The 21,405-nt window shown below is 64.4% G+C and carries 21 protein-coding genes and 1 pseudogene; 7 read left to right on the top strand and 15 right to left on the bottom strand.

Features of this window, described 5'->3' with window-relative positions; all coding sequences use genetic code 11:
- Window positions 1-4 precede the first annotated feature (4 nt).
- The 4 genes from FOM02_RS09025 to FOM02_RS09040 are packed head-to-tail and all read right to left on the bottom strand — an operon-like array spanning window position 5 to window position 4,157.
- Complete coding sequence (locus FOM02_RS09025; RefSeq protein WP_265441660.1) at window positions 5-883, bottom strand: ABC transporter permease; 879 nt, start codon at window positions 881-883, stop codon at window positions 5-7.
- Complete coding sequence (locus FOM02_RS09030; protein WP_092213646.1) at window positions 883-1,836, bottom strand: ABC transporter permease; 954 nt, start codon at window positions 1,834-1,836, stop codon at window positions 883-885. The genes FOM02_RS09025 and FOM02_RS09030 overlap by 1 nt, the downstream gene beginning before the upstream one ends.
- Window positions 1,837-1,841: 5 nt before the next feature.
- The gene (locus tag FOM02_RS09035; RefSeq protein ID WP_167380672.1) at window positions 1,842-3,128 is read right to left on the bottom strand and encodes an ABC transporter substrate-binding protein; all 1,287 of its coding nucleotides are present in this window, start codon (window positions 3,126-3,128) and stop codon (window positions 1,842-1,844) included.
- 42 nt (window positions 3,129-3,170) lie between these two features.
- Window positions 3,171-4,157 carry an ABC transporter ATP-binding protein gene (locus FOM02_RS09040; protein ID WP_027560080.1) on the bottom strand — a complete coding sequence of 329 codons (987 nt, stop codon included), beginning with the start codon at window positions 4,155-4,157 and terminating at the stop codon, window positions 3,171-3,173.
- Between the two features lie 257 nt (window positions 4,158-4,414).
- On the opposite strand from FOM02_RS09040, the gene FOM02_RS09045 reads away from it, so the two are divergent.
- The 3 genes and pseudogenes from FOM02_RS09045 to FOM02_RS09055 all read left to right on the top strand — a co-directional run bounded on the left by FOM02_RS09045 (window position 4,415) and on the right by FOM02_RS09055 (window position 8,898).
- Window positions 4,415-5,122: a GntR family transcriptional regulator gene (locus FOM02_RS09045; protein WP_092213650.1), complete on the top strand. Its 708-nt coding sequence runs from the start codon at window positions 4,415-4,417 to the stop codon at window positions 5,120-5,122.
- A gap of 270 nt (window positions 5,123-5,392) precedes the next feature.
- Window positions 5,393-6,684: pseudogene (locus FOM02_RS09050) on the top strand (amidohydrolase family protein).
- Window positions 6,685-7,134: 450 nt separating this feature from the next.
- The gene (locus FOM02_RS09055) at window positions 7,135-8,898 is read left to right on the top strand and encodes a CYTH and CHAD domain-containing protein (protein WP_265441661.1); all 1,764 of its coding nucleotides are present in this window, start codon (window positions 7,135-7,137) and stop codon (window positions 8,896-8,898) included.
- Window positions 8,899-9,014: 116 nt separating this feature from the next.
- Here the strand turns inward: FOM02_RS09055 and FOM02_RS09060 are convergent, their stop codons facing one another.
- The 7 genes from FOM02_RS09060 to FOM02_RS09090 form a co-directional block, all read right to left on the bottom strand.
- The gene (locus tag FOM02_RS09060; protein WP_027560076.1) at window positions 9,015-9,638 is read right to left on the bottom strand and encodes a transglutaminase-like cysteine peptidase; all 624 of its coding nucleotides are present in this window, start codon (window positions 9,636-9,638) and stop codon (window positions 9,015-9,017) included.
- Window positions 9,639-9,968: 330 nt separating this feature from the next.
- The gene (locus FOM02_RS09065) at window positions 9,969-10,580 is read right to left on the bottom strand and encodes a PilZ domain-containing protein (protein WP_027560075.1); all 612 of its coding nucleotides are present in this window, start codon (window positions 10,578-10,580) and stop codon (window positions 9,969-9,971) included.
- A gap of 57 nt (window positions 10,581-10,637) precedes the next feature.
- On the bottom strand, window positions 10,638-11,816 hold the full coding sequence (locus FOM02_RS09070; RefSeq protein WP_265441662.1) for a CynX/NimT family MFS transporter: 1,179 nt from the start codon (window positions 11,814-11,816) through the stop codon (window positions 10,638-10,640).
- Between the two features lie 53 nt (window positions 11,817-11,869).
- The gene (locus tag FOM02_RS09075) at window positions 11,870-13,117 is read right to left on the bottom strand and encodes an MFS transporter (RefSeq protein ID WP_027560073.1); all 1,248 of its coding nucleotides are present in this window, start codon (window positions 13,115-13,117) and stop codon (window positions 11,870-11,872) included.
- A 51-nt stretch (window positions 13,118-13,168) separates the two neighbouring features.
- Window positions 13,169-13,984, bottom strand: a complete 816-nt coding sequence (locus tag FOM02_RS09080; protein ID WP_265441663.1) for an alpha/beta fold hydrolase — start codon at window positions 13,982-13,984, stop codon at window positions 13,169-13,171.
- Window positions 13,985-14,020: 36 nt separating this feature from the next.
- Window positions 14,021-14,500, bottom strand: coding sequence for a GNAT family N-acetyltransferase (locus FOM02_RS09085; RefSeq protein ID WP_027560072.1), 480 nt, complete (start codon window positions 14,498-14,500; stop codon window positions 14,021-14,023).
- A complete protein-coding gene (locus tag FOM02_RS09090; RefSeq protein ID WP_265441664.1) occupies window positions 14,490-15,428 on the bottom strand; it encodes an acyl-CoA desaturase in 939 nt (312 codons plus the stop codon). Before FOM02_RS09090 ends, FOM02_RS09085 begins: the two co-directional genes overlap by 11 nt.
- A gap of 381 nt (window positions 15,429-15,809) precedes the next feature.
- Between FOM02_RS09090 and FOM02_RS09095 the strand changes: the two genes are divergently transcribed.
- The 4 genes from FOM02_RS09095 to FOM02_RS09110 all read left to right on the top strand — a co-directional run bounded on the left by FOM02_RS09095 (window position 15,810) and on the right by FOM02_RS09110 (window position 18,898).
- Window positions 15,810-16,448, top strand: a complete 639-nt coding sequence (locus FOM02_RS09095) for a glyoxalase superfamily protein (RefSeq protein ID WP_265441665.1) — start codon at window positions 15,810-15,812, stop codon at window positions 16,446-16,448.
- A gap of 126 nt (window positions 16,449-16,574) precedes the next feature.
- Entirely contained in the window at window positions 16,575-17,726 is a 1,152-nt protein-coding gene (locus FOM02_RS09100) for a zinc-binding dehydrogenase (RefSeq protein ID WP_265441666.1), read from the top strand.
- Window positions 17,727-17,864: 138 nt separating this feature from the next.
- Complete coding sequence (locus FOM02_RS09105) at window positions 17,865-18,281, top strand: VOC family protein (RefSeq protein ID WP_265441667.1); 417 nt, start codon at window positions 17,865-17,867, stop codon at window positions 18,279-18,281.
- Window positions 18,282-18,385: 104 nt separating this feature from the next.
- Window positions 18,386-18,898, top strand: coding sequence for a hypothetical protein (locus FOM02_RS09110; RefSeq protein ID WP_235545426.1), 513 nt, complete (start codon window positions 18,386-18,388; stop codon window positions 18,896-18,898).
- Between the two features lie 19 nt (window positions 18,899-18,917).
- Here the strand turns inward: FOM02_RS09110 and FOM02_RS09115 are convergent, their stop codons facing one another.
- The 4 genes from FOM02_RS09115 to FOM02_RS09130 all read right to left on the bottom strand — a co-directional run bounded on the left by FOM02_RS09115 (window position 18,918) and on the right by FOM02_RS09130 (window position 21,358).
- Complete coding sequence (locus tag FOM02_RS09115) at window positions 18,918-19,271, bottom strand: cupin domain-containing protein (RefSeq protein WP_265441668.1); 354 nt, start codon at window positions 19,269-19,271, stop codon at window positions 18,918-18,920.
- A gap of 63 nt (window positions 19,272-19,334) precedes the next feature.
- Window positions 19,335-20,075, bottom strand: coding sequence for a metallophosphoesterase family protein (locus FOM02_RS09120; RefSeq protein ID WP_027560066.1), 741 nt, complete (start codon window positions 20,073-20,075; stop codon window positions 19,335-19,337).
- Window positions 20,076-20,297: 222 nt separating this feature from the next.
- Complete coding sequence (locus FOM02_RS09125; protein WP_027560065.1) at window positions 20,298-20,663, bottom strand: nuclear transport factor 2 family protein; 366 nt, start codon at window positions 20,661-20,663, stop codon at window positions 20,298-20,300.
- Window positions 20,663-21,358: a hypothetical protein gene (locus FOM02_RS09130; RefSeq protein WP_265441669.1), complete on the bottom strand. Its 696-nt coding sequence runs from the start codon at window positions 21,356-21,358 to the stop codon at window positions 20,663-20,665. The genes FOM02_RS09125 and FOM02_RS09130 overlap by 1 nt, the downstream gene beginning before the upstream one ends.
- Window positions 21,359-21,405: the final 47 nt, after the last annotated feature.

Below are 21,405 nucleotides of genomic sequence, written 5' to 3' on the forward strand. Positions count from 1 at the left end.
GCGATCAGACGAGCCCTTTGCCGGCGTCCGAGCCCTTGGCCGCCTGCCGCTTGTTGAGCATGTGGATGGTGCCGAGCGCAAGCGCGATCACCGCGAACGACACCGCCGAGATCACGGTGCCGAGCGCGTAGATGTCGGGCTTGGTCACGGTGGTGGTGAGGCCCTGCAGATCGAGCGGCAGCGTATTCACCGGGCCGATCGCCTGGCTGGAGCGGGCGAGCTCGTCCCAGGACAGCGTGAAGCCAAACAGGCCGATGCCGATCACCGACGGCAGGATGATCGGCAGCACGACGTAGCGGAAGGTCTGCCACGGCGTCGCGCCGAGGTCGCGCGCGGCTTCCTCGAGGCGCGGGTCGAAGCGGTTGAAGATCGCGAACATGATGAGCAGGCCGAACGGCAACGTCCAGGTCAGGTGCGCGCCGAGACCCGAGGTGAGTAGGCCCATCGAGGTCTCGAAATTCTCGTTCCAATGCGCCTTGATCAGATCGTCGATGATGCGGAATTCCAGGGAGATGCCGAGCGAGGTGATGATCGAGGGCACGATGAGGCTCGCGATCGCCGAGTAGAACAGGATGCTTTGCGCCCTGAATTTCCTGCGGAACGCCATGCCGGCGGCAACCGACAGCACGACGGTGACGGCCATCACCACGAGGCCGAGCAGCAGCGAGCGGCGGAAGGCGGCGCCGAGATCGACGATGCCGGTGCCCTCGAACAGCTTTGCAAGCCAGAAGGTCGAGACGCCGTTCATCGGAAAGGTGAGGCCGCCCTGCGGCCCCTGGAACGACAGCACGTAGATCGCGATCATCGGCCCGTAGAGGAACAGCACATAGGCCGCGAAGAAGATCGCGAGCACGTAGAAAGAGCGCGGGCGTCCTTCCTTCATCACAGCTCCTTCCGGATGTCGACGATGCGCGACATCATGGTGATGATCAGGAAAGTGATTGCGAGCAGGATTACGGCATTCGCCGCCGCTGCCGGGAATTGCAGCGCGTTCAGCCGCGTCTCGATGATCTTGCCGGCGGCGGCGATCTGCTGGCCGCCCATCACGCCGATGGTGATGAAGTCGCCCATCACGATGGTGATGACGAAGATCGAGCCGATCACGATGCCGGGTTTTGCAAGGGGAATGATGACATTGACCAGCGTCTGGAGGCCGGTGGCGCCGGCGTCATAGGCGGCCTCGATCAGCGACTTGTCGATGCGGATCATCGAATTGAAGATCGGCACCACCATGAAGAAGGTGAAGAGGTGGACGAGCGCGAGCACGACGGAGAATTCGGAGAACAGCAGCCATTCCACGGGGTGGTTGATCAAGCCGGTCTTGATCAGGCCGGAGTTGACGAGGCCGTTGCGGCCGAGCAGCGGGATCCAGGCGATCATGCGGATGACGTTGGAGGTCCAGAACGGGATCGTGCAGAGCAACGACAATCCCATCTGCCAGGTCTTGGACTTCACGTGGAAGGCGAGGAAGTAGGCGACCCAGAAGCCGATGAAGAGCGTGATCGCCCACACCAGGAAGCACAACTTCAGCGTCTTCAGATAGGTCTTGCCGATGGTGCAGAGATCGGGGAGCTGCGCGATGCAGCCCTCGAACGTGTCGGTGTAGCCGCGGCCCGAGAAGGCCGGGAGCAGCTGGTATTCGTTATAGTCCCAGAAGGAGACGATGACGACGAAGACGAGTGGAATGAGGAAGAAGGCAAGAAACACCAGCATCATCGGCCCGGCCTGGAGCCAGGAGATGAAGGAGGGCGACAGCCGCGTCGCTTTTGCGGCGCGCGCTGTGCCCGACCCCGGGATCAAGCCCGGGGTTGCCTGTTGCAAAACCTCTTCCGACATGTCCGTCACGCCGCGATGAACTCGTTCCACTTGCGGACCATGTAGTCGTTCTCGTCCATCACCGCGTTCCAGCACGCGACCGCGCCCATGCGATCTTCATAGGAGCCACCGTCGCGCACCGCGCCGGCCTTTTCGAGCAGAGAGCCGTCGGGCGCCTTGATGTCCTTCTCGGCCGGCTTGCCTTCCATCCAGTACGCCCACTCATACGGCTCCATGTGCGCCTTCGCGGTGGAGAGCACGGCGGAGTAGTAGCCCTGGCGGTTGAGATAGGCGCCGGCATAGCCGGACAGGAACCAGTTCACGAACTCATAGGCCCAGTCGAGCTTCGCGCCCGACACGCCCTTCGACACGCAGAAGCCCGAGGCCCAGGAGCGATAGCCTTCCTTCAGCGGCTGGAAGGTGCAGGCGATCCCCATCGAGCGCACCTTCGTCACCGCTGGCGACCACATCGACTGGATGACCGTTTCACCTGATGCCATCAGGTTGACGCTCTCGTTGAAATCTTTCCAGAAGGCGCGGAACTGGCCGGCCCTCTTCGCCTCGGTCATCACCTTCATGGTGAGATCGATCTCTTCCTTGGTCATGTTGCCCTTGTCGGCATATTTGTATTTGCCGCTGGCTTCGACGACCATCGCGGCGTCCATGATGCCGATCGAGGGAATGTTGAGGATCGAGGCCTTGCCCTTGAACTCGGGGTTGAGCAGCTCGGCCCAGGTGCTGATCGGACGCTTGATCAAATCGGGGCGGATGCCGAGGGTGTCGGCATTGTAGACGGTCGGGATCAGCGTGACGAATTCGGTCGCCGACGTCGCGAACTTCTTGGAGTCCTTGCCTTCGAGATAGAGCACCTTCCACGGCGCGGTGCCCTGGCCACCGATCTTCTTACCGCCGGGCGTCTCGCCCTTGGTGAAGACCGGCGTGATGTTGTCGAATTCCTTGATCTTCTTGGCGTCGAGGGCAAGGATGTTGCCCGACGGCACGATCTTCTTCAGCGAGAAATATTCGGTGTCCAGCACGTCGAAGGAGTTCGGCTGGGTCATCACGCGCTTGGTGACGTCGTCGGTGGTCGCGGTGATGTATTCGATCTTGATGCCGGTGTCCTTCAGGCACTGCTTGGAGATGTCGTCGCCCTCGTTCACGGCGGTGCCGAGATAGCGCAGCACCTTCGGCTCGGCCGAATGCACATAGGGAAAGCCGGTGATCGCGCCGGAGCCGGCGGCAAGGCCGGCGAGACCCGCGCTGCCCTTGAGCAGGGTGCGGCGGCTAAAACCCTTCTTGGTCGTCTCGGTCATATCAGTCACTCCTCTGTTGCGCATTCCACTGATTGATCGGCGCTATTGCAGGCGCTGCGCCTTGGCGGGATCCCAGGTGGCCAGCACGCGATCGCCCGGACGGAACGGGTGAACGTCGAAGGTGGCTTCCGGAACGTGGGAGAACAGGGCGGTGCCGTCGTCGAGCGTGAGCGAGACGGCGATGTAGGAGCCCTGGTACTCGGTCTGGGTCAGCAGCGCCGGCGCGCCGAACGCGCCGTCGGCGAACGGCACGATGCCGAGCTGATCGGCGCGCACGGCGATGAGGTTGCCGGCGTCGCTGAGGACGTTGTGGCCGCCGATGAAGCGCGCCACGAATTCGGTGCGGGGATGGTGGAAGATGTCGCGGGCCGGGCCCTGCTGCTCGATCCTGCCGTGGTTCATCACCACGATGTGGTCGGCGAGCGCCATCGCCTCCTCCTGGCCGTGGGTGACCTGGATGAAGCTGATGCCGAGCTCGCGCTGGAGGCGCCTGAGCTCGCCACGCATCTTGACCCGCAGGAACGGGTCGAGCGCTGAGAGCGGCTCGTCGAGCAGCAGGATCTGCGGCTCGGTGATCAGCGCGCGGGCGAGCGCCACGCGCTGCTGCTGGCCGCCGGAGAGCTGCGCCGGCAGCCGGCCGGCATAGGGGCTCATGGCCACGAGCTCGAGCAGCTCGCCTGCGCGCTTGTGCCGCGTCGCGCGATCGACGCCGCGCATTTTCAGGGCAAACGCCACGTTGTCGAGCACGGTCAGGTGCGGAAACAGCGCGTAGGACTGGAACATCATCGCCGTGCCGCGCTTGGCGGGCTCGAGATCAGTGACGTTCTGCGCGCCGAGAATGATGTCGCCCGCGCTGACCGCCTCATGGCCTGCGATCATGCGCAAGGTCGAGGTCTTGCCGCAGCCGGAGGGGCCGAGCAGGCAGCAATAGGTGCCGGCCGGGATCTTCAGGTTGACGTTGTCGACCGCCAGCGTCGTGTCGTAGCGCTTGGTGACGGCGACCAGTTCGAGAGCGGCGGGAGTGGCCATGGCGTGTCCAGGGGGAGGGCGATGCTTTCCGCCTCTCTCCGCAAGGTCCGTGCCAACAGGCTTCGGTCCGTCAAATCCCAGAAAGTGTGCTGCGGAGTCAGATCGTTAGATCGAATTCGGCGCATCCGGGCTGCCCGGCGCGCGCGCAGCCACCTGCACACAAAACAGGCGCAAATTGTATAAAGTTTCGCGTGTGATTGGATACAGCTCGTCGACTAACATTTGGCCCGATATTCGCCGATCGAGCCCTCAACCCCATGGCTGCCAAGACCCGCCAGAAATCCGACGCGCCAGATGCGAGCGATCGCGTCAGCCGGATCAGGGAAGGCGTGACCGCCGCGATCCTCGAGCATCGCCTGCTGCCGGGCACGAAGCTCGGCGAAGACGAGATCGGCGAGATCTACGGCGCGAGCCGCACGCTGGTGCGCACCGCGCTGCAACAGCTTGCACATGAGGGAATCGTCAACATCGAGAAGAACCGCGGCGCCTTCGTCGCGCGGCCGACGCCGGCCGATGCTCGCGAAGTGTTCGAGGCGCGCCGCCTGATCGAACCGACGATCGTCGATCATGCGATCGATGCGGCGTCACCGGTCTGGATCGATCGTCTCCAGCAACATCTCGCCGAAGAGCGCGAGGCCGAGCTGCGCGGCGATGCCCGCGCCTCCGTGCGGCTCTCCGGCGAGTTTCACCGGCTTGTTGCCGAGATGAGCGGCCACAGCATCTATCTCGGCTTCCTCAAGGAGCTGATCGCGCGCTCCTCGCTGATCATCCTGCTCTATCGCCGCCACGACACGCCGGCCTGCGGCACCGATCATCACGCCGGCATCGTCGCCGCAATCCGCAAGCGCGACCGGGAGGCCGCGCGGGCGCAGATGCTGTCGCATCTGCGAGAGATCGAGGCCGAGCTGTTCCTGAAGGATCCCGCGGCCGACGAGCTGCGGCTCGCGGACGTGCTTGGCGCCTGAGCGGGACGCGGCCGGACGTCACGCGCGACCTCTTTGATTCAATTGCGGCTGATCGCGCCGATCCCCGTCATCGCAGATAGCAGGGCTGCATCTTGCCGCCATGGTTGTACGTTGACGGAAGCTAAACGTCGGGGTCAACTGCCGACCAGACGTTGCGTGCCTGCCATCGCCCCTCGCGTAGCCCTAGACCTCAGTGGAAGGCTGGATATGTCGGGTTTGAGGATGTCGGCCAAAGTTTTCGCGTTCGCAGCATGGCTTGTCGGCACTGCAATGGGGCTCGGCGGCCCCTCGTCAGCAGCGGCCGAGGACTCCGCGGTGCTGTTCCGCAATGTCCGGATCTTCGACGGCAAGGCCAGCGCGCTCTCGGCGCCATCCAGCGTCCTCGTCAGGAACGGTGCCATCGAGAAGATTGCGACGGGAGACGCGACGGTAGCCGCACAAATCATCGACGGAGGCGGACGCGTTCTGATGCCGGGGCTGATCGACGCGCACTGGCACGCGATGCTGGTGCGTCCGACGCCGATGGCGGCGCTCGCGGGCGACATTGGCTACAACAATCTGGTTGCCGCGAGCGAAGCGACCGCGACGCTGATGCGCGGCTTCACCACCATTCGCGACATGGGCGGGCCGACCTTCGGCCTCAAGCAGGCCATCGACGAGGACCTCGTTGCTGGCCCGCGCATCTATCCATCCGGTGCCATCATCACCATCACTGGCGGACACGGCGATTTCCGCCAGCTCTCCGACCTGCCGCGGACCATCGGCGGCATGCTCAGCCGTATGGAGCAGATCGGCGGCAGCATGGTCGCCGACAGTCCCGACGAGGTGCGCGTCCGCGCCCGCGAGCAGCTGATGCAGGGCGCCTCGCAAGTCAAGCTCACCGCCGGCGGCGGCGTCGCTTCGCCGTTCAGCCCGCTCGACGTCTCCACCTTCACCGAGCCCGAGTTGCGCGCGGCAGTCGAAGCCGCCGACAATTGGGGCACTTACGTTGCGACGCACGCCTACACGCGGTCGCGATCCAGCGCTCGATCGCGGCCGGCGTGAGATGCATCGAGCACGGTCATCTCATGGACGAGGCGAATGCGAAACTGATCGCAGAGAAGGGCATCTGGCTCAGCACGCAGCCGTTCCTCGATCTGTCCGGTGCCGCTGCGCTCGGGCCTGCGGAGCAGGACAAGATGCGGCAAGTGGTCGCCGGCACCGATCGCGTCTACGCGCTGGCGAAGAAGTACAAGATCAAGACCGCGTTCGGCACCGACGTGCTGTTCTCGCAGGCACTGGCGGAGAAGCAGGGCTCGATGCTGGCTGCGCTGACGCGCTGGTACACGCCGGCCGAAGCACTGGCCATGGCGACCTCGGCCAATGCGGAACTGTTGAGCCTCTCGGGCCTGCGCAATCCCTATCCCGGCAAGCTCGGCGTGGTGGAGGAGGGCGCACTCGCCGATCTCCTGCTCGTCGACGGCAATCCGCTCGACAACATCGCGCTCGTCGAAGATCCCGCGAAGAGTTTTGTCGTGATCATGAAGGGCGGCAGGATCTACAAGAACAGTCTTGCACATTGACGCGTATGGCGCGTCGCGCGGCCTTGCGACATTGGAACGCTTCTAGTTGCGATCGTCAGATGCCGGCTTCTTGCGCGGCGAGGTGGATGCAATCTCCGGGATCGCAGGCGGCCTCGCAGGACTTGTCACAATTTCGGGCCGGTCATCGGATGCGTGACTTCTAAGCGTTTCCAGAACCAGGAAGAATTTCTCGGCTAGCATTGAGTCAAGCTCGCTGACGCGTTCATCTCGCTTTCGAGAGCGACGAGATTCGCTGTCAATTCGATCACTTGCCGGGCCCCGCGGCAATTTAATTCGTCGGCGTCAAGCCGATTGTGACAAGCTTTGCCTGACTTTTGCGCCTGAACGTCGTGTGGACGATCATGCGCCGCAGCGTAACGTTACTATTCCTCGCGCACCGCACCCGCTATATGCTGACGTTCTGTCATCGAACTGTCATGTCATCGTAAAATGCTAAAGTCAGACGCAACGCCGGCCCGCAAGACTCCGGGCGCGCCGGATGGGAATCCTGTCCCAAAGGACAACAAGAGAACGCAAGTCGCCGCCGGCTTCCTCAGGCAGATTGATCTGGCCGAGGCCGGCGCGGAACCAAAGACCGTCGAGGGCGCTGTGAGTGATCAGACGCCGTCGCAAGATGCGACGCCCGCGCCGGAGCCAACCCAATCGACTGTCGCCGCGCGCGTCTCGGCCGAGATCGAGCTCAAGCTTCTCGTCGATGCCGAGCGCATGGCGCATTTCAATGCCGCGCCGATCATCGCGAGCAACGCGCGCAACAAGGGGGCACGCAAGCATCTCAAATCGGTCTACTACGACACGCCCGAGCGCGCGCTTCGGAAGAGCGGCCTCAGCTTGCGCGTGCGCCAGAACGGCGCGCGCTTCGTGCAGACCGTGAAGACCGACGCCGCGGACGATCCGCTGCGCCGTGGCGAGTGGGAGGCGAGCGTTCCCTCGCTCGCGCCGGATCTCGCTCTGGCGATGCCTTTCATTCCGGAGAAGCTCCGCGAGCAGCTCGAGACGCAGCCGCTTGAACCCGTCTTCACCGCCGACATCCATCGCCACGCGCGAATGATCGACCTGCCGTCCGGCACCGTCGAGATCGCCTTCGATCAGGGCGAGCTGATTGCCGGCGAGCGGTCGCTGCCGGTGAGCGAGATCGAGCTTGAGCTGAAGAGCGGCAGCGCCAGCACGATCTACGAGATCGCGCTGCGTCTTGCCGAGCACGGCGCGGTGAAGCCGTCGATCCGCAGCAAGTCGGCGCGCGGCTTCGATCTTGCCGCCGACAAGCCGCCGGCGGCGCGCCGGCCGCGCAAGCTTCAGCTCGATCCGTCAGTCACGCTCGACGAGGCCTTCGAGACCATCCTGCGGTCCTGCTTCCACCATTTGCTGCAATCGCTGCCGGCGGCCGAGGACGGTCGCAATCCGGAAGGCGTGCATCAGCTGCGCGTCTCGCTGCGGAGGCTTCGCTCGGCGCTCGATCTGATGGCGTCGGTCGGCGCGCTCAGCAATCTCGATGCGCTGCGGGCTGAAACCAAATGGCTGGCGCAGGACCTTTCGGCTGCGCGCGACTGGGATGTGTTCCAGCTCGACACCTTGCCGACGATCGCCTCGGCCTGTCCTGCGGTCGCTGGCTTCGATACGCTCGGCCGAGCCGCGGCCAGGCGCCAGTCCGAGGCTTATCGCAAAGCGCATCGCGCGCTCGGCGATCGCCGCTGCGCGCTGTTCCTGATCGGCCTCGGCGGCTGGATCGAGACGCGCGGCTGGCGCAACGACGTCGCCGCCGAAGACCTCGGCCAGCTCGCCGAGCCGGCGGTCAATTTCGCGCAGCGCATCCTGTCGGAGCAGCACGCCAAGGTGCTCAAGCGCGGGCGCCGGTTCAAGTCGCTGTCGCCTGAGCAGGTGCACCGGGTGCGGCTCGCGGCCAAGCGGCTGCGCTATCTCAGCGAGTTCCTGCTGCCGCTGTTTGCCGATCGCAAATCCGCCAGGCGCTACTCGCGCCGGCTCGCCGGCCTGCAGGAGGAGCTCGGCGCCTTCAACGACATGGCGGTCACGGCCTCGCTGCTCGATAGGCTCGGTGGCGAGTCCTCCGACAGCGCCATCGCGGCTGCCGCGATCGCCGGCTGGCAGGCGCGCGCCTCGGTCGGCGTGCAGCCCGCCCTGCAAAGCACGTGGCGCGATTTCACCACCGCGCGCGTGCCGTGGGTGTCGCAGAACTGATCGCATCCCAAAAAAAGTTGCGGCCAGCCATTGGGGGATGGCTGGCCGCGCGCGAACCGGTCTGGGACGGGGAGGGGTGGGGATGTGACCGGGTCGCGTAACTCGTTGTCTCGTTCCTAATCTCGCGCGCTGGCGGTGGAGACCGCCGGCTTGGTGTCGCCCAGCGAGACCCAGACGTTGGGATCGCTCTGCGACTGGCGCTTGACGAAGCGGTAGCCGGTCTCCGTCCAGGCCACGACGTTCTCGTTCTGATTGTCGAGAACGAACTCGCCCTTGTCGGTCTTCACCGTCAGCACCGCGTGTCCTTCGCCCTTCTTGTCGCGCACGACGGTGATGAGCAGGGCCTCGCGCGGCCATCCGGCATCCATCAGCATCTTGCGCTTCAGCAGCACGTAGTCTTCACAGTCGCCGTAGCCGTCGGTCGGCAGCGACCACTTCTCGATCACGCCCCAGTGCTCCTGGTCGGTCAAAGGCTTGACGGTCTCGTTGACCCAGCGATTGACCTTGACGAGGTCGCGCCAAGCCGTCTGCGACATCACGATGTCGCGCGGCTGCGTCGGCCCGCTCTGGCACTGCGCGGCATTGTCCGCACAGAACTCGACCCAGCCGATCGGCGCACGCGTGGTGTCGCCGAGGCTCGCGTAGAGCAGACGGCCTTCGCCGGCCTGCGCTGTCGCGCTGATCCCGAAGAGCATGGCGGCGATCGCCAAGCCTTTCCCCTGTCCCCTGAAGTCCAACATTGCGGCCCCCGTTTCTTGTTGGGACCACGTTTCGCATGGAGCTTTTGAGTTGCCGCTAAGTCGGCCAAGTCAAGTCGAGACGAATGCAAGTAAAACTGGCGGAGAATTCGATCTATACTTGAGCCAAATTCGAATAAAATTTGAGAATACTGCAATTGATTCAAATTTTAGGGATTAACGCGGAAACGCTGGCGGAACCGCCGTTTCCGCGCGCAAGCGCGCCGGCGTTAACCCGCGCTAGGCTGGTCAGGCCGCATGAAAAAGGCGGCGTCCGCATCGCGGAGGCCGCCTCTTGGTCTGGAAAAACAGTGGTTTTGGTGCGGTTGCGCTTTACCGCGCGGTAACGCTCTCTTCGAGTGTCTCGGCCGGCTGCTCGTGCATGAACTCCAGCGCGAAGCCGTCTTCGAGGTTGCGGACCACGCGGCCCTGGACCCGGCCGAGGAAAACCGTCGATTTCAGCGGCGGCCGGTTCTCCGCGGCGATCGCCGCGCCGGACAGTGACAGGTCGATGATGCGGCAGGTCATCTTGGTGCCGTCCTCGAGCGTCAGCACCGCGATCGGGTTGCGCGGCACGATACGGTCGTGGCGGCGATCCTCGGGCAGATTGAGAATGTCGCGGTTGGCGAGCCAGGTCAGCTGCGCCGCGAGCTTGTCGCGCTTGCGCGGCGTCGCGCCGATCGTCATGGCAAAGCCATTGTCGATGATGCGGGTGATCTTGCCCTCGACGCGGCCGATATGGTCGAGATAGGCGACCACGCGGTCACCGACATTGCCGATGCCGGGCGCGAGCAGCGCAAGACCCCCCGGCGACATGTTGATCACCTGGCAGGGGAATTCACGGCGGTCCGGCAGCATGTAGCGACCGAGCAGGTGAACCTTCACCCGCTGAAAACGCCGACGTTCCTCGGCGGCCGGAAGAAATTTTTTGTTCGCCAACGCCATTTTCACAACCCGACCCCCCGCCTGGCGGAGTCCGGGACGACCCTAAGGTGCATAGGGTTAATGCCGCGTTAGGATTGCGCGCGGCGATGACGGACAGAAACAATGCGCTCGAAAAGCCACATCAGGGGCGGGCAGGCCAATACTGCGAGCGCGCCGAGGTCGAGCGCGACCGCGGCGGTGCCGGCCGATTTGGCGAGCCGGCCTGCAATGGCCGGCCCCAGCATCATCGCGGCATAGAAGAGCGTGTAGAACACGCCCATCCCGATCGCCCTGGTCTCGGGGGGCGAGCACGCGCGCGGCCAGGCTCATGATCGGGCCGGCCGGATGGCCGCCGATCAGGCCAATCAGAACGAGGATGGTGATGACGGCGTCCGATCTCGGTAGCCAGGCCAGCAGCAGGGCCACGACGAGGCTGGCCGCGATCGCCAGTATAAAGGGTCGCTTGAAGCGATCGGCGAGATAGCCGCCGGCCGGCACCGAGATCACCGAGAGCCACATCACGACGCTGATCGCCGAGCCTGCGGCGGCGATGCTCCAGCCGCGCTCGGCGAGGAGGGACGGGCCGAACGAGAAGATCATGGCGAAGCCGACATTATAGAGGCCCCAGATCGCGCCCGCGACGATCACCGCCAGCAGCGCCAGGGGATCGAGCCGGCCCGAGCCCGCCGGGCCGGCTATTGCTGCGGGCGGCGGCTGGTAGAATGCGATCAGCACAACGCCGATCGCGGTCAGCGCGGCTGCGGCAAGGAATACGCTGCTTGCGCCATAGGCGGTGCCGAGCGCCGGCAATAGCAGCAGAGAGATCCCAACGCCGGCCGGCCAGGAATTGACGAAGATCGCCATGGCGGTGGCGATCTCCTTTCCTGCGAACCAGTCGGCGGCCATCTTGGTGAGCTGCACTGTGAGCAGCACGCCGCCGGCGCCGGAGGTAAGCCGGCCCGCCATCTGCCAGCCCCAGACATCGGTGGCCGCCATGACGAGGCTGCCCACTGTCATCAGCAGCAGCGCGGCAATCGTCGTCGGCTTGTCGCCGAGAAATCGGCCGATCGCGCCGCCCGGCAGCGCCAGGACGATACCGGGGGTGAAATAGAGTCCGATCAGGATGCCGATATCGGCGATGCCGACGCCAAAGCTCTGTTGCAGCAGCGGCGCGACCGCGGCCACGCTTTGGAATTGGAACGCGATGGTGAGGCGAACCAGGAACAGGATCGCAAGAATGCCCCAGCGATTGCGCAACGGCTCATCTCCCCATGCCCCTCAGCCGAGGGTGCGGTCGGGAGAGGCTGGAGTCAACCGGCTGGCTTCCTCGTCGCGCGCCCGTAGAGCAGGCACAGTAATGCCAGCAGCACGGCGGCCGAGAGGCCGAGCGACCAGTGAATGCCGATCGCAGCGCCGAATACGCCGACGGTGATGCCGCTGAAGGCCCGCATGCCGAGCCCAGCCATATTGTAGAGGCCGACGACGCGGCCGCGGATGTCGTGCGGCGCGTTCAGCTGCACCAGTGCCTGCGCCATGGTGTTGAACGACAATTCGAAGAAGCCGGCAAAGAACAGCAGCACGATCGCGAGCGGATAGATCCGCACCGCGGCGAAGCCGAGCAGTGCAACGCTCCAGAGCATCGCGAGCGTGATCGCCGTGCGCGGTGTGCCCTTGAGGCGTCCCCAGGATTCCAGCGCGATGCCGGCGAGCAGCGCGCCGGCGGCATCGGCGGCGAGCAGCACGCTGTAGGAGACGCCGGGATCGCCATGACCGAGATCGCCGGCAAAGCCGGGCATCTGGGCGTGATAGGCGTTGCCGATCATGAAGGAGGTGAGGCCGGCAAGCCATGTCATCGCCGTCAGCACCGGCTGGGTGCCGATGGCGCGGATGGTGAGCAGGATGTCGGCGAAGCCGCGCACGGCGAAGCGTCGCACCGCCACGCTGCTGTCGCGGACCGGCGCCCAGAACAGCCACAGCAGCATCGGCAGGTAGAACAGCGTGTTGAAGATGATGCCGTGCGAGGTGCCGAGCGTCAGCATGATGATGCCGCCGACGGCGGGCCCGACCAGGATGCCGAGATAGCGCGCCATCGCGTTCAGCCGCACCGCGCTCGGCAGGTCGGCGGGGCCGACGAGGTCGTAGAGCAACAGCTGGTTCGGTGTTTGCCAAAGGACTCCGGCGCAGCCGTGGATCACCAGCAGCAGCATCGCGTGCCACATCTGGATCGTGTCGGTGATGAAGAAGAAGCCCCAGCCGGCGGAGGCCGCGATGAACAGCAGCATGCCGCACTGGATGATGCGGCGCGGATCGAACCGGTCGGCGAGCCCGCCGACCGCGACCGAGAACAGCAGGAACGGCAGCCAGTGCGAGAGCACCGCAAAGCCGCCCAGCGTTGGCGAGTGGAATTTCTGGAACACCACCCAATAGCTGATCACATGCTCGATATTGTCGGCCATCATCGCCAGCACGTAGGCGATGAACTGGAGCCGGTACGGCACGGACCTCATCGCCGCGAACGATCCGGACGCAGCGACGGGATTTTGGGGCAGGGGGTTCAAGCGATCACCAGGATGGGACTGCTCGGGCCTTACACGTTCGCTGGCGGCCGCTCAAGACAATTGGGTGTGTGGGACATCCACCGTCTCCAGAAACGACCTGACCACCGCCGCAAACTCAACCGGCCTGTCATACGGCAGCCCGTGGCCTGCGTTCGCGATCACCTCATGGCGAAGGCGTGGATTGAGCTCCTGCAGCTCCCGCGCCGTCTCGACGGAGACAACGCCATTGTCTCCGACGACAAGCAGGCTCGGGGCCGCAATCGCTTGGACCAACTCGCGATAGTCCGGATTCGGCGGCGTGAGAACCTCGAAGGCACGCGTCTCGGTCCGTAGCCGCGCGTCGATGATCAGCTCGAGCAATTCGCCCGACCGGTGCGGTTGCCGCTGCCGTGCTTCGGCCAGCACCTCATCCTTGTCCCGACCGAGCAGCCGCCGATGCTGCTCGGCAACGTCGCTTTCGTAGACTTCGCGCTGGCGCTCGGCGCTGAGGAAGGTTGGGTCGGCAAGGACGACGCCGCGAATGGCCGCGCCCATTCTGCTCGCAACGACAGCCGCCGTCATGCCGCCCATGGAATGGCCGAGCAGCACCGGTGCTTCGAGCCCGAGCATCGCGATGAGCCCAATGACGTCGTCTGCGAGGTCGTGGTACAGATATCCGAGTCGCGGAGCGCTCGACGCGCCGTGGCCCCGCGCGTCCGGCATGATGAGGTCGTAGCGATCCTGGAGCGCGCGGGCCAGTAGCGTCCAGCAGGCGCCGCTTCCGGTCAGTCCATGCAGCGCAATCAGGGCGGGCTTGTTGCCGCCGGTTCGCAGATAATGGATGTCGATGCCATTTGCTGCGCAGGTTCTGCTAGTCCAGCTTGTCATTCAACCGACTGTCAAAGAATCGATCCCGACATCATCTTACGCCAGCGTCTTGACATAGACTGCATAGGGCACGCCCAGAATATCCGGTGCCTCGCCGGTCTTCACAAATCCCATGCGCAGATACATCGGCAGCGCGACGGTCATGATCGGCGTCGTGTGCAGGGCGATGACCTGAGCCTGGTCGCGCTCGGCGCGGCGCAGGCACTCTTCCGTCAGTTGGCGGCCGACGCCCTTGCCGCGCGCGGCGGGATCGACCACCAGCATGCGGATGACCGGCCACGCCGGATCGAAGAACGCAGGCTTCTTCGCTTTCGGCCCGATGTAGGCGACGGCACCGACGATGCGTCCGTCATCTTCGGCGACGATGATCTCGCCGGTCTGGGCAAGCCCCGGCATCTTCGCGACATTGGCGTTAAACAGCGGCCAGTCGGAAAAGTGCGGCTCGAATTCCGCGAATGCGGCGAGCGCGACGCGCACGATCGCTTCGGCATCCGTTGCCTGATAGTCACGCAGCATCGGCGACCCCGTCGCGCAACGTCGCGCCCGCCAGCCGCCGCAGGCCGGGCCGCTCCGGGAGATTGTGCGGCGTCCGGACGTTCCAGACCAATCCGATAGCTTCGAGCAGTCGGATCAGCCACCAGCCCGGATCGATCTGTCCCGGCAACAGTCCCATCTTCGCCGAGCCGGGATAGGCGTGATGGTTGTTGTGCCAGTTCTCGCCCATGCGGATCAGCGCCGCGAGGCGGACATTGTAGCCCTGCGCGCCGACGCCATCGATGATCCAGACCTGCTCGCCCCTGGTGTGGGAGAAATGGCCGACCAGCCAGTGCCCGGTCACGCAGACGCTGACCCGCACGCAAATGCCCCACACCAGCCAGTCCATCCCGCCGATCGCGAAGAACAGCGCGGCCCATGGCAATTGCTGCAACATCCAGGTGCGCTCGACGAAGGCGTAGAAGCGGTCATTGGCCAGTCGCGGCTCCAGCCTGAAGCGAGGGGGATGGCGCAAGACCAGCCGGCAGTGCAATTGCCACCACGCATCGCGCCAGAAGCCGGCGCGGTGGCAGGAATAGTCGTGGCACGCCGCCTGGCGTTGCGCCCAGTCGCGGAAATCGTGCAGGCGGATCATGCCATAAGGACCGGCCATGCCGACAAGCGTGCCGAGATAGACGAGAAGGCGTTCGAGCCAGAACGGACAGTCGAAGTTTGCATGGATCAGCTTGCGATGCATGCCGACGGAATGTCCACAGCACAGCGTGACGGCGCTGGTCGCGAGGAAGAGCACGAACGCCGACGCCGAGAAACAAACCGGTCCGAGGACGATTGCGGCGGCCGTCATGCCCGCGAGCCACAGCGACTTTGCCGGCGCCCATTGCACGTGTCCGTCCAGCGGATCAGTGTCCGGTGTGACGAAGATGCGTTCGGAGCCCGGTCGCACGTCCATGGTCTGATCCCAGCCGAAGCAGGCCGCGCTCCGGCACAAACAGCCTGCGGACACAACTGAGGCGTGTCAACGCCTATCTCGGTGGAGACCGTAGCCCGGATGGAGCGTAGCGCAATCCTGCGGAGCCGGCCCCGCATTCCGCGTTGCTCCATGCGGACTACGAGATCAATAGCTTCGCATGCCTATTTGCGGTTGCTCATGCTGTCACTATTGACACCTTTCGTTCGGCGCGCACCTTTCTCTCCGGTAGATACGACCTGCCGCTTGCACCCTTCGGGGACGGTGAACGTATCGCACGCATCGTCTTGGCCCCTTTGTTGAACAACGGGCCAGCAACGCAAGCACTGGCTTTTCCGAATTGTTCAAGCAAAGGAGTAAGCCATGCGCGACTTCCGCGATGCCAAAGCCATGGCGCAAACGCTGCGCGCCTCTCTCGTCTCCAAAGGCCTCAAGATTTCGGTTGCCGAAAGCCTTGAACTAACTGCCGAGCTGTTCGGCTTGGCTGATTGGAACACGCTTGCTGCCGCCATTCGACGCGGATCGTCAGCGTCCGAGCCAGCGTCGGTGCAGCCGCCGCGCGCAAGCATCAAATGGCCTTCGGGATTTACGCGCGAGCTTGAGCAGACTCTGGACAGGGCTATCACTTACGCCACTGCGCGAAAGCACGAGTTCGCGACGCTGGAACACCTCCTGCTGGCGCTGCTGGACGATCCGGATGCCTTGGGGGTGATGAAGGCCAACGACGTCGATCTCGAAGCCCTGAGGCGAACCACAACCGCCTATGTCGACGACAAATTGAGCACTTGGGTGATGATCAAGGATGGGCGCGATACGACGCCGACGGTCGCATTTCGACGCGTGGTGCATCGTGCCCAGGTCCGCGGCCTGAAACGAGAAACGAGCGGATTGGATGTGCTGACCACCATGTTCGGTGAAAGTGCAAGCCCTGCGGTCTGGCTCCTGAGCGAGCAGGGCATGACCGTCGAACGTCTTGAGAGCGCGCCTCCACGCACAAATTGAGCGGAGCACGACCTGCTCGGGCGCTTTGAGGCACGCGTTCGCGTATTTCCAAGATCGCACGGCTGTCATAGGCTGATCACAGACCCGCACCATCAATCATAACAAGCGGGCAGCAAGGAAACCGCCATGGACCAGATCCGCGTCTGCACCCACGCAGGCCCCGGCAGCGAGCCCGTCATCAAAACAGTGCCGTGGCCGCAAGTCGGCCGCAAGGCCGCGCTGATCAAGGTCGGCGCCTGCGGCGTCTGCGGCACCGATCTGCATATCCTGAAAGGGCATTGGCCGAAGCCGCTGCCCTGGCCGTTCACGCTCGGCCACGAGCTCGGCGGAATCATCGTCGAATGCGGCGACGAGTTCACCGAGGACTTCATGAGCAAGCCGCTCAAGGTCGGATCAAAGGTGATGATCCCGCCGCTGATGCCGTGCGGACGCTGCTACTACTGCATTCACTACCCGCAGACGGCCAACAAGTGCCTGACACCGGTCTATTACGGCCGCTATCTCGGCTTCGACAAGGCGCCGCACATGTGGGGCGGCTGGGCGGAGTATGTCTATGTCGATCTCGACATGCTGCCGGGCACCAAGATCTACAAGCTGCCCGACGACATGTCGCTGCGGCTCGGCGCGCTGTCCGAGCCGCTCACCTCCTGCATCCGCGCCTTCAACCGCGCGACCCGTGCCGGCGGCTTTTCCTGGGGCGACACGGTGGTGATCCAGGGCTCGGGCCCGATCGGCATTCTGGCGGTCGCGGCCGCCAAGGAGATGGGGGCAGGGCGCGTGATCTGCGTCGGTGCGCCGGAGGAGCCGCGGCTCAAGCTCGCGCGCGAGTTCGGCGCCGAGGCGACGGTGAACATCGAGGAGATCAAATCGCCCGAGGCGCGCATCGCGCGTGTGCGCGAGATTGTCGGCGGCTTCGGCGCCGATCTCGTGATGGATTGCTCGGGCCATCCGACCGCCGGCCCCGAAGGCATCGAGATGCTGCGCGACGGCGGCACCTATGTCGAGATGGGCCAGTTCACCGATGCCGGCTCGATCGATACGTCCTGGCACCGGATCTGCACCAAGGACCTCAACGTGCTGGGATCCTGGGGCTTTACCGGCAACGATCTGCCGCTCGGCGTCGACATGCTCTATCGCACGGCGGGCAAATATCCCTGGCTGAAGATGCAGACGATCTATCCATTCACGGAAGACGGCGTCGCACAGGCGGTGAGGGACGCGATGGCGATGAAGACGGTGAAGTCGACCATCGTGCCGTGGCCGGAGCTGGTGGAATAGGATCTGTAGCCCGGATCGAGCGCAGCGTATTCCGGGGCGCCGGTCCCGCATTCCGCGGAGCCTGTCATCGGGCGGTGCTTTGCGCCGACCCGTTAGCTTCATGCGAGCTACAAGTCAGAGTTTCGAATGAAGAACGAGATGACAGCCGAACCCACTCCACCCGCCAGCTCGCCCTTCCGTGCCATCCGCGCGATCGACTACACCGTCATCTTCGTGCGCGACATGGCGGCGATGCGGCGCTTCTACGAGGGTGTCCTGGCCTTGTCCCTGCTGCGCGAGCTCTCGCCGAACTGGATCGAATACGGCCTCGGCAGCAACACACTGGCTCTGGCACGATCGAGCCGGACCGCGGCCGATGCGCCGGTGCCGGCGGGGACTGCCTCGCTGCAACTGGCCTTCAAGGTGTCCGCGGCCGAGGTCGATCAATGCGCCGACGAGCTCGTGCGCCAGGGCGTGACGCTTTTGTCGCCGCCGACGGATCAGTCGTTCGGCCATCGCACGCTGTTCTTCCGCGATCCCGATGGTAATCTGTTGGAGGTCTATGCGGAGATCTGAGCGGAAGCGGATGCCCAGAAAGTTCCATGCAATATCCGCGACTTATCCGCGCAGCTGTGAAACTTAGGCCCAAGTTCCGGCTTTCACTTCGCGGGAGAGGTCCAGTGAAGCGAATCCTGAAACCCGTCACTTACATCCTGGCCGCCATCTACTTCCTGGTGGATGCGGTCTTCATCGCCGTGGCGAGGCCGATCGCGCGCTGGATCGGGCGTCATTTCGAATTCAGGCGGCTGCGGGAGTGGATCAAATCGTTGCCCCCTTACCCGTCGCTGGCCTTGTTTTCCGTGCCGGTGATCATCCTGGAACCGATCAAGCCGGTGGCAGCTTACCTCGCGGCAACCGGCCAGATCGTGAGCGGCGCTGTGACGTTCATCATCGGCGAGCTGCTCAAGCTCGTGCTGGTCGAGCGCCTGTTCCATCTCACCCGTGACAAGCTGATGCGGATTCCGGCGTTCGCCTGGGCGTATGGCAAGTTCGCCGAGATGCGGGCGTGGCTGCAGGCGACCGAGGCCTGGCGCATGGTCCGCGCCTTGAGCCGCGCGGCAAAAGACTATGTCGTGCGGGCACGGGCAAGGCTGGTCGGCAGCTTCAACAGACTGGTGACCTCCAAGGATTGAGGCGGCGACGGACGGTGCTTTAGGCGAGCTTGCGTGCTGCGGCGGTTGCCTTGTCGCCCGTGTTCGGCGTGCCGGTCGGCTCGATCAGCATCAGGTGAACCTCCTCGCGCGCCACCGGGCGATGCTCGACACCTTTGGGCACGACGTAGAGCTCGCCCGGTCCGAGCGTCACGGTGCGATCGCGCAATTCGATGTCCAGCTGGCCTTTCAGGACGAGAAAGAAATCGTCGGTGTCGTCGTGCTTGTGCCAGGTGAACTCGCCCTTCACCTTCACCACCATCACGTCGCAACCGTTGAAGGTCGTGACCGTGCGCGGCGACCAGAAATCCTCGAAGGTCGCGAGCTTGTCGGCAAGCGATATGCTGTCAGCCATGTTTCCCTGTTGCTCTCTCATGAGACAAGATTTGAGATCGAATGGACGGTGCGGCAAGGCCGGCTATTTGACATGTCCGGTCAACATGGCTTGCGCCCAGTCCGGACGGCCGTTGGCAAGCGCCTGTGCGGAGGCGGCTTCCCAGTCGTATTCCAGGGCTAGCAGTTCGACTTGCCAGCCTCTTGTTCGCTTCGTGAGGATCGCGTAACGGGCGTGGGGCGAGCGGTGTTCCAGGTTTGCGGCAAAGGGAATGTCCGCGAACACGGGGCAACCAACACTCCCGGGATTAAGAACCAGACAGTCGCCCGGCCCTTGAACGGCCGCCTGGCGGTGGCTGTGACCGCAAAGGACCACGCGCGCCGTTGGCTCGCTCGAAAGGCGCGCGGTTAGCACGTCGCGACGTGCCGGCACGAAACGGCCGTCCTCGAGTGCTTCTTCCAACAGGCAGGTCATGTCGTCGTTGGGCGTGCCGTGGCAGGCCAGGATCCCGTCATCCAGCCATATTCGGGAGGGGAGGCTGTGGAGTGCGCGACGCTGCTCCGCAGTCAATGCGTTGCGCGCAAACAGACCTGCCGGCGAGAGCTTGTTGTCTGGAAACTCCTCGATCCAGCGATCATGGTTTCCGCGCACGGTCGGCACCGATAGCGACTGGAGCGCTTCGAAAGTTTCCCTTGGCCACAACGGGCTGGTGACGCAATCGCCGAGGTTGACCGTACGATCGACACCGCGCGCCTTGATGTCGGCCAGCACCGCTTCCAACGCAGCAAGATTGCCGTGGATATCGGAAATGACTGCCAATCGCATCGTCGTGCTCCCCATGCCGTGTTGCCTGAATTCAACTGCGCCAGGTCACCGGACTTATCTAGCATCGGCTGATAGGACATTCACTAATTAGCCACGGCTGATCGCGATCATCCCGGCTTTCGTGCGGTACGATTTGGGATCGAATGGCGGATGTGGCAAGGCCGGCCGCCGGCGTGTCCGCTCCAGCCCGAACGTGAGGCCGGGCGCCTGCGGCCGTCTTGCCTATGCGCGCGACACGTGAGCGGAGACGCACTGCCAACGTCCGTCCCGGAATTGCCAATCATCCGTGTACCGGCCGGCTCCTTCGCTGCCGTCAGGCTTACGATAGCTGGTGCGAGCGTGAATGATGGCGAAGTCTCCAAGAACACGGATGATCACGTCGTGCTCGCGAATGTCGCGCACCGTCGAGCCGCGGCCGATCTGCACCAGGAATGTCGACCGGTCGATCAGCGTGCCGTCCGGATTGGTGTTGCGAAAGTCCGACGCGAGATTGGCGTCGAACCAGGCGACGTCGGCCTCGTCAACGGCGCGGACGTAGTTGCGATTGAGGTCGGCCAAAATGGCCTCTGCTGTCTTGTTGTCGGACATTATTTGGTCACCTGTTTTGCCTGCTCGAGTGCAAGCCAACTGTTCCAGGCCTGCGGGTCACCTCGATCGTGTCCGGAGCCTAACGCAATGCGCCGAGCCGACGGTTCGCTCTCGGCCGAACCGTGCCCACTCGCTGCCGCGCTGCTCACCGTCACGCCCACGACCTTCGTGCCCTCCAGCTCGCGCACGATGCGATCATCCGGCCCGACGCTGCCGAGATCGAACTCGCGCTCCGGCGTGACGAGGATCACGCGCTGGCCGGCGATCACGACCACCGTCATGTCGTTGCGCTCGCCTTCTACCGCCCAGGCGCGGATCTCGCTCGCGTAGGGCTCCCTGCGCCAGGCGTTCGGAGAGCCGGGGTCGCAGCGGACTTCGATGCCGTCCTCGGACGTGGTCAGGACCAATTTTGACCGGCTCGGCTTCCAGCGCTCGTCGAGGAGGTCGTTGACGAGCCAGAGGCAGCTGAAGCTCGCGCATTCGGCCGGGTGTTCGGCGTAGATCGCGCAGCCCTGGCCGGGCTTGCAGTGCCGGCACCAGCTTCCCGCCGGTTTAGCCAGCGCCTCGATGGCCATCACCTTGCAGCAAAGCGTGCAATCGCCGCAGGCGCGTTTGATGGAAGGCGTCACGCGGTCGTTCCCTTGGGAGCCGGTTGGCTTCAGGTTAATCGAGGTGGCCGCGAAAGTCCGCTGCAACCTTCAGGCGCGGCTCTTGTCGAAAAGCCATGCATCACAGGCATGGT

Origin of the sequence: Bradyrhizobium sp. SEMIA (assembly GCF_014844175.1) — a bacterium.
GTDB lineage: Bacteria > Pseudomonadota > Alphaproteobacteria > Rhizobiales > Xanthobacteraceae > Bradyrhizobium > Bradyrhizobium arachidis.